This window comes from Streptomyces sp. H27-H5 (assembly GCF_026627505.1).
Classification (GTDB): Bacteria; Actinomycetota; Actinomycetes; order Streptomycetales; family Streptomycetaceae; genus Streptomyces.
Window position 1 is genome coordinate 25,677 of sequence record NZ_JAPNLK010000092.1, and the last position, 6,603, is coordinate 32,279.

The 6,603-nt window shown below is 73.5% G+C and carries 4 protein-coding genes; all 4 read right to left on the reverse strand.

Features of this window, described 5'->3' with window-relative positions; all coding sequences use genetic code 11:
• Positions 1-101 precede the first annotated feature (101 nt).
• The 4 genes from meaB to OTB19_RS33420 all read right to left on the reverse strand — a co-directional run bounded on the left by meaB (position 102) and on the right by OTB19_RS33420 (position 6,567).
• Entirely contained in the window at positions 102-1,085 is a 984-nt protein-coding gene (meaB, locus tag OTB19_RS33405; protein ID WP_267802453.1) for a methylmalonyl Co-A mutase-associated GTPase MeaB, read from the reverse strand.
• A gap of 10 nt (positions 1,086-1,095) precedes the next feature.
• A complete protein-coding gene (gene scpA, locus OTB19_RS33410; protein WP_266950352.1) occupies positions 1,096-3,285 on the reverse strand; it encodes a methylmalonyl-CoA mutase in 2,190 nt (729 codons plus the stop codon).
• Complete coding sequence (locus OTB19_RS33415; protein ID WP_267802454.1) at positions 3,282-5,141, reverse strand: methylmalonyl-CoA mutase family protein; 1,860 nt, start codon at positions 5,139-5,141, stop codon at positions 3,282-3,284. Before OTB19_RS33415 ends, scpA begins: the two co-directional genes overlap by 4 nt.
• Before the next feature lie 79 nt (positions 5,142-5,220).
• Positions 5,221-6,567, reverse strand: a complete 1,347-nt coding sequence (locus OTB19_RS33420; protein WP_267802456.1) for an ROK family transcriptional regulator — start codon at positions 6,565-6,567, stop codon at positions 5,221-5,223.
• Positions 6,568-6,603: the final 36 nt, after the last annotated feature.

Below are 6,603 nucleotides of genomic sequence, written 5' to 3' on the forward strand. Positions count from 1 at the left end.
GGGCGGGGCGGGGCGGGTACGGGAATCCCCGGCCCGCCCCCTCGTCGTACGCCCCGCGCTCGTTCCGCCCGCGCGCCCCGCGCCCGCCGGATCCGGGCCCGTCAGGAGGCGTGGAAGGCCTTCAGGATCCGGTCCGCCGCCAGGGTCGGCGTCAGGGTGCCCTCCCGCACCGAGGCTTCCAGCGCGGGCGCGAGATCGCGTACGGCCGGGTCGGAGCGCAGCCGCTCCAACAGTTCCTCGCGCACCATCGACCAGGTCCACTCCACCTGCTGCGCGGCCCGCTTCGCGGCCAGCCGGCCGCCCGCCTCCAGGAGCCGGCGATGCTGCTCCAGGCGGTTCCAGATCTCGTCCAGGCCCGCCGACTCCCGCGCGCTGCACGTCAGGACCGGCGGGGTCCAGGCCGCGTCGGCCGGATGCATCAACCGCAGCGCGCCCGCCAGTTCACGCGCCGCCGCCTTCGCGTCGCGTTCGTGCGGGCCGTCGGCCTTGTTCACGGCCAGCACGTCGGCCAGTTCCAGGACGCCCTTCTTGATGCCCTGGAGCTGGTCGCCCGTACGGGCCAGCGAGAGCAGGAGGAAGGAGTCGACCATGCCGGCCACGGTCGTCTCCGACTGGCCGACGCCGACCGTCTCGACGAGCACCACGTCGTAGCCCGCCGCCTCCATCACGATCATCGACTCGCGGGTGGCCTTGGCCACCCCGCCCAGCGTGCCCGCCGAGGGGGAGGGGCGGACGAAGGCCGCCGGGTCCACCGCGAGGCGTTCCATCCGGGTCTTGTCGCCGAGGATGGAACCGCCCGTGCGGGTGGACGAGGGGTCCACGGCCAGGACCGCCACCCGGTGGCCCAGCGCCGTGAGCATCGTGCCGAAGGCGTCGATGAAGGTGGACTTGCCCACCCCCGGGACGCCGCTGATGCCGATCCGGCGTGCCCGCCCCGAGTGCGGGAGCAACTCCGTCAGGAGCTGCTGGGCCAACGCCCGGTGGGCCGGCAGGGTGGACTCGACGAGCGTGATGGCGCGCGCGACGAACGCGCGCTTCCCGTCGAGGACCCCCTTCGCGTACGCCTCGATGTCGATCTTCGGCATCGACGCCCGCCTACAGCTCGTGCCCGAGATCCGCGGCCAGCCGCGTCACCAGGTCGTGGGCCGCGTCCGGGATCACGGTGCCCGGCGGGAAGACCGCTGTGGCACCCATCTCCAGCAGGGTCGGCACGTCCGCGGGTGGGATGACCCCGCCCACCACGATCATGATGTCCTCGCGCCCCTCCTCCGCCAGCTGCTCGCGCAGCGCCGGCACGAGGGTCAGGTGACCGGCCGCCAGCGACGACACGCCCACCACGTGGACGTCCGCCTCGACGGCCTGGCGGGCCACCTCCGCCGGCGTCTGGAACAGCGGGCCGACGTCCACGTCGAAGCCCAGGTCGGCGAAGGCGGTGGCGATCACCTTCTGGCCGCGGTCGTGCCCGTCCTGGCCCATCTTGGCGACCAGGATGCGCGGACGACGGCCCTCCGCCTCCTCGAACCGGTCGACGAGCGCACGGGTGCGCTCCACGGACGGGGACTCGCCTGCTTCCATGCGGTACACACCCGAGATCGTACGGATCTGGCTCGCGTGACGCCCGTAGACCTTCTCCAAGGCGTCCGAGATCTCACCCACGGTCGCCTTGGCGCGGGCCGCGTCCACCGCGAGGGCCAACAGGTTGCCCTCGCCGCTGCCGGCCGCGTTCGTCAGCGCCCGCAGGGTGTCCTGGGTGACCGCCTCGTCGCGCTCCTCGCGCAGCCGCCGCAGCTTGGCGATCTGCTGCGCGCGCACGGAGGAGTTGTCGACCTTGAGGACGTCGATCTGCTCGTCGGTCTCCACGCGGTACTTGTTCACGCCGATCACCGGCTGCCGGCCGGAGTCGATCCGCGCCTGCGTACGGGCCGCGGCCTCCTCCACGCGCAGTTTCGGGATGCCCGCGTCGATGGCCTGGGCCATGCCGCCGGCCGCCTCGACCTCCTCGATGTGCTGCCAGGCCCGCCGCGCCAGGTCGTAGGTCAGCTTCTCGACGTACGCGCTGCCGCCCCACGGGTCGATCGACCGGCAGGTCCCCGACTCCTGCTGGAGCAGCAGCTGGGTGTTGCGGGCGATGCGCGCCGAGAAGTCCGTCGGCAGGGCGAGGGCCTCGTCGAGGGCGTTGGTGTGCAGCGACTGGGTGTGCCCCTGGGTCGCCGCCATCGCCTCGATGCAGGTGCGCGTGACGTTGTTGAAGACGTCCTGGGCCGTCAGCGACCAACCGGAGGTCTGCGAGTGGGTGCGCAGCGACAGCGACTTGGCGTTCTTCGGGTCGAACTGCTTGACCAGGCGCGCCCACAGCAGGCGGGCCGCGCGCAGCTTCGCGACCTCCATGAAGAAGTTCATCCCGATGGCCCAGAAGAAGGACAACCGGGGCGCGAACGCGTCCACGTCCAGTCCCACGGCCTGCCCGGCCCGCAGGTACTCCACGCCGTCCGCGAGGGTGTACGCCAGCTCCAGGTCGGCCGTCGCCCCCGCTTCCTGGATGTGGTAGCCGGAGATCGAGATGGAGTTGTAGCGGGGCATCTTCTGCGAGGTGAAGGCGAAGATGTCCGAGATGATCCGCATCGAGGGCTTCGGCGGATAGATGTAGGTGTTGCGGACCATGAACTCTTTGAGGATGTCGTTCTGGATGGTCCCGGCGAGCTTGTCGGGGGAGACGCCCTGCTCCTCCGCCGCCACGATGTACAGCGCGAGGACCGGCAGCACGGCGCCGTTCATCGTCATCGACACCGTCATCTTGTCCAACGGGATCCCGTCGAACAGCTGCCTCATGTCGTAGATCGAGTCGATGGCCACGCCCGCCATGCCGACATCGCCCGTCACGCGCGGGTGGTCGCTGTCGTAGCCGCGGTGCGTGGGCAGGTCGAAGGCGATCGACAGGCCCTTCTGGCCGGCCGCGAGGTTGCGCCGGTAGAAGGCGTTGGACTCCTCGGCCGTGGAGAAACCGGCGTACTGCCGGATCGTCCAGGGCTGGTTGACGTACATCGTCGGGTACGGGCCGCGCAGGTACGGCGCCACACCCGGGTACGTCCGCAGGAAGTCCAGGCCCTCCAGGTCACGCCCGGTGTACAGCGGCTTGACGCCGATGCCCTCGGGGGTCTCCCACAGCAGGTCGGAGGCACCGCTGCCGGTGGACTCCTTGACGGCGGCGCGCCACTGCTCCTCGGAGACACCGGCCGTCGCGTCGCCGTTCAGCGCGAGTTCGGAGAAGTCGGGGATGCCGCTCACGGGGCCACTCCCATCCGGTCGAGTACGGAGGACAGTACGGCGACCGCGTCGCAGCCGGCGAAGACGTACTCGTCCACGGCCTGCCCGGCGGTACCGGGCCTGCCGGCGAGGAACACGGTCGTGGCGCCCGCCGAGCGCAGGGCCGCGGCCACCGCCTCGGCCTGCTCCTCGTACAGCGCGTCGCTGGAGCACAGCACCGCCATGCCGTCCGCGCCGCTCGCGGCGTAGGCGGCGGCGGCCGTCTCCGGGGTCACCGACACCGGGTCGTGCACCGGCTCGACGCCGCCCGCCTGGAAGAGGTTCGAGGCGAAGGTGGCGCGGCCGGTGTGCGCGGCCGCCGGCCCCAGGGCCGCCAGGAAGATCCGCGGCCGGGCCCCGGTCGCCGCGAGGTGCGCGTCACCACGGGCGCGCAGGGCCTCGTACGCCTCGTCGCGCCGGACGCGGGGCAGCCCGCCGGTGGGGCCCTCGGGCGCCGGTTCGCGCACGACGGGCTTCTCCGACAGGTTCGGGAACTCGCTGACGCCGGTGATCGGTTCGCGGCGCTTGGCGAGCTTCTTGGAGCGCTCGGCCCAGGTGGCCGTCAGGCGCTCGGCGACCAGACCGGAACGCAGGGCCTCGGGAAGACCGCCCGCCTTCTCCACCGTCCGGAAGAACTCCCAGGCGGCCGCGGCGAGTTCGGTGGTGAGCTGCTCGACGTAGTAGGAACCGCCGGCCGGGTCGATCACCCGGGCCAGGTGCGACTCCTCCAGCAGGATCGTGGAGGTGTTGCGGGCGATGCGGCGCGCGAACGCGTCGGGCAGGCCCAGGTCGTGGTCGAAGGGGAGCACGGTGACGGAGTCCGCGCCGGCCACGCCCGCCGCCATGCAGGCGACGGTGGTGCGCAGCATGTTCACCCACGGGTCGCGCCGCGTCATCATCACCGGTGAGGTGACGGCGTGTTGACGCTGGGCGGCGGCCTCCGGGACCCCGCAGCCCTCGCCGATCCGGGCCCAGAGCCGGCGCGCGGCGCGCAGCTTGGCGATGGTGAGGAACTGGTCGGCGGTGGCCGCGTAGCGGAACTCCAACTGCCCGAAGGCCTCTTCGGTGCCCATGCCGGCGTCCGTGAGGGCGCGGAGGTAGGCGACGCCGGTGGCCAGGGACAACCCCAGCTCCTCGGCGGCGCTGCCGCCCGCCTCGTGGTAGGGCAGGGCGTCCGCGGTCAGGGCGCGTACGTGGGGCCAGTCGGCGGCCGTCTCCCGGGCGAGCGCGGCGGCCTCGGCGAGGTCGAGCGCCTCACCCGTCCGCGCCTCGTGCCCCAGCGGGTCGACGCCCAGCGAGGCACGGGCGGCCTCGGGGGCCACCCCGCGGTCGGCGTACAGACCCAGCAGCGCGCGGGCGGCGTCGGCGTACGCGGCGCCCGCGTCGAGCGTGATCGGGGCGAGGTCGAGGTAGACGCCGTCCAGGGCGCGGGCGAGACCGTCCACCGGGAGCCCGGTGGGGCCCAGGGTGAGCCAGAGGGAGGTGGTGCCGTTCTCCAGGTCCGCGAGGGCCGCCTCGTTCACCCGAACGGGGTCGCTGCCGACGAACCGCTGGCGTACGTCCCAGCCCGACGCGCTCGTGCCCTCGGGCGTGCCCCCGCGGACGAAGGGGGCGAACCCGGGGAAGCCGGTGTCCTCCGCGTCGGGGCGTGCGGTGTACAGGGGGCGGGTGCGGAGCCCGTCCTCAAGCGTGGTGGACAACGCGTCTTCAGCTGCCTCGCCGGAGGCTTCCTTGCCCGACTTGCGCAGTACGCCTTCAACCAGGCGCTGCCACTGCTCATGTGTCGCGTCAGGAAACTCGGCGGCCAGGGAGAGCCCGTCATCAGGCAGGACCGTCATGGCTCGAATGCTAGGGGGGTCGCTCAATCGAGACCAGAACCGCCGGATGTGATCTCGCACTCGCAGGTCAGCGGGTGAGTTACCTGCGAGTAGGGGTATGGGGGGCGATGTCGGGCGGGCCGCTGGGTGCGGTGGCGGGGGCGAGCGCGGGCGCGGGCGCGGCGGCGGGGTCCTGGAACAGCGGGCCGAGCAGGACCGTCGCCGACGCCTGGGTGAGGACCGCCGGGCCCGCGTACGGGCCGATGATCCGGGCCGGGTCGTCGCAGACGTGCGACTGGGCCGTCGCCGCCTCGCGGATCTCGTCGAGATAGCCCTCGTGCAGGATGCTCGACAGCTCCGACACCAGCAGCACCGCCGGGTTGAACACGTCCAGCAGCAGGGCCGCGGCCCGCCCCACCGCACGGGCCCGCTCGCGCAGCAGCCGGTCGGCGCGGGGATCGCCGGTGGCGGCCGCGTCCACGATCAGCCCGATGGCCGGCTCGGGAACGATCCCGAGGCGCACGGCCTCGGCGCCCAGGGCCGTGTCGGATGCGGTGGCCTGGAGGCACCCCGTACGGCCGCACGCGCAACGGGCCGCCGATCCGGGGACGGGAAGGTGCGCGACGTCGCCCGCGGCCGAACCGGGGCCCTGGTGGACGGTGCCCTCGATGCCGAACGCGGCGTCCACCACGTTGCCGATGAACAGGTGCACGATGCTGCGGCGGGCCGACGGGTGCCCGAACAGCATCTCGGCTCGGGCGACGGCCCGGGCGTGGTTGTCGAGGTGCACCGGCAACCCCAGGGCGGCCGACAGCTCGGCCGCGAGTGGCTTGTCGTGCCAGCCGAGTGCCTCGTGCCGTACGACGACCCCCTCGGCGGGGCGGATCCAGCCGCCTAGGGCGGCGCCGATGCCGAGGAGGGGGCGGTGGGCGGTTCGCGCGGCGGGCGTCGGGGGCTCGGTGGGCGCGGTGTGGTCGTGTGTCGTGCGGGCGTGCGTGGCGTGGCCGTGGTCGTGGAGGAAGCGGCGCAGTTCCGTCGCGAGACGGGCGGGGGTCGGTGGTCCGGCCGTGTGCGGGAGGGTGCGGCGGGCCACCACCTGGCCGCGGAGATCGACCAGGCTGAAGTTCGAGGCGGGCACGCCGATGTGCAGTCCGGCGGCGAGCGGGCCGCCTACGGCACCCGTGTGCAGGTCCAGCGGGATGCGGGGGCGGCCGGCGGTGCCGGGCCCGGCCGTCCCGGCCGCCTCGCCCGTTCCGCCGCTCGGGTGCGGGAGCTCGCGCAGCAGGCCGCTGCGGAGCAGGCCGGTGGTCTGGCGGGAGACGGCGGCCTGGCTCAGACCGCTCAGCGCGGAGATGCCGCTGCGGGCGACGGGGCCGTGCGCGAGGACGGTCCGCAGGACGGTGGCGGCGTTGGCGGCCGCGCGGCTGTCGCCGGGGGTGGGGGGCATGGGGCGACCGTAGCCCTGGCCGGGCGGGTGGGGGTG

What these genes read in the sequence shown, in the direction of transcription:
- meaB (WP_267802453.1), bottom strand. Translation starts at nt 1,085, where the DNA reads ATGCCGAAGATCGACATCGAGGCGTACGCGAAGGGGGTCCTCGACGGG.
- OTB19_RS33415 (WP_267802454.1), bottom strand. Translation starts at nt 5,141, where the DNA reads ATGACGGTCCTGCCTGATGACGGGCTCTCCCTGGCCGCCGAGTTTCCT.
- OTB19_RS33420 (WP_267802456.1), bottom strand. Translation starts at nt 6,567, where the DNA reads ATGCCCCCCACCCCCGGCGACAGCCGCGCGGCCGCCAACGCCGCCACC.